The organism is Clostridium sp. AF36-4 (genome assembly GCF_003435975.1).
In the GTDB taxonomy this organism is placed as follows: domain Bacteria; phylum Bacillota; class Clostridia; order Lachnospirales; family Lachnospiraceae; genus Eubacterium_F.
This window is the reverse complement of the sequence record NZ_QTVH01000077.1, coordinates 1-614: the sequence shown is the minus strand read 5'-3', so window position 1 is coordinate 614 and position 614 is coordinate 1. Positions and strand designations below refer to the sequence as shown.

Genomic DNA, 614 nt, shown 5'->3' with positions numbered 1-614 from the left:
GAAGTTTACTTTCTCTTTGGAGTCCAAGGAATACAGCGATTCACATTTTTACAATATTCTTCATATTCTTGTCCATATAATTCACTCAGCCATTTTTCTTCTGTTTTTATTAAGAACACTGTCATATATGCATAGTAAACAACAGGAAGAACAAATAAAATAATATTTGTCTCTATAAAAAACGCTCCAATACACACGAGAAAAAATGCGCTGTATATTGGATTTCGCACCATTGAATATACGCCAGATGTAACTAAATGATTTTCTTTAATGCAGGCATCTATCTTGACTTTGAAATTTGAGCTAAACCACAGCCATGCTCCCAATAAAATCAGCATAATTCCAATGATGATAAAGGGAGTTTTCAATTCTTTTACTTGCAGCGAATATATTATCCCCATTTTCGACAGAATGATGGCTAATACGGTAACAACCAACTGAGGTATTACAATAAGAGGTCCCACACCTATCACAGGCAAATGCTTCTGTTTGTTTTCGTTTTCTTTCAAACTTCAATTCCTCCTTACAATCCCGAATTATTAAACTCCTTCTCTGTTCCATCTTCTTGCCCTTCGGACAAGAAGCCTCCCTCGCTCTAAAGAGCTCGGTCAATT

The 614-nt window shown here is 35.7% G+C and carries 1 protein-coding gene; it reads right to left on the bottom strand.

The window, feature by feature from the left end; genetic code table 11:
* Positions 1-5 precede the first annotated feature (5 nt).
* The gene (locus tag DW005_RS13665; protein ID WP_117480198.1) at positions 6-509 is read right to left on the bottom strand and encodes an isoprenylcysteine carboxylmethyltransferase family protein; all 504 of its coding nucleotides are present in this window, start codon (positions 507-509) and stop codon (positions 6-8) included.
* Positions 510-614 lie beyond the last annotated feature (105 nt).